The sequence below is a fragment of the Pseudomonas sp. 32_A genome (assembly GCF_017490905.1).
GTDB classification, from domain to species: domain Bacteria; phylum Pseudomonadota; class Gammaproteobacteria; order Pseudomonadales; family Pseudomonadaceae; genus Aquipseudomonas; species Aquipseudomonas inefficax.
On record NZ_JAFGYI010000462.1, the window covers coordinates 1 to 247 of the forward strand.

Sequence of the window (247 nt, forward strand, 5' to 3'; positions counted from 1 at the left end):
CTCGGCCTGGGGCTACTGGATCAGTGCCTGGCTGGGCAACGTCGGCTACTTCGTACTGCTGTTCAGCACCCTGGGCTACTTCTTCCCGATCTTCGGCGAAGGCAACACCCCTGCCGCCATCATCGGCTGCGCCTCGCTGCTGCTGTGGGCGGTGCACTTCCTGGTGCTGCGCGGTATCAAGGAGGCGGCGTTCATCAACCAGGTGACCACCGTGGCCAAGGTGGTGCCGTTGCTGATTTTCGTGGTG

Annotated in this window: 1 protein-coding gene; it reads left to right on the forward strand. The window is 63.2% G+C overall.

Annotated elements, in window-relative coordinates; all coding sequences use genetic code 11:
- Positions 1-247, forward strand: a 247-nt coding sequence (locus J5M58_RS27450; protein ID WP_207880645.1) for an amino acid permease, incomplete at both ends; no start/stop codon positions are given.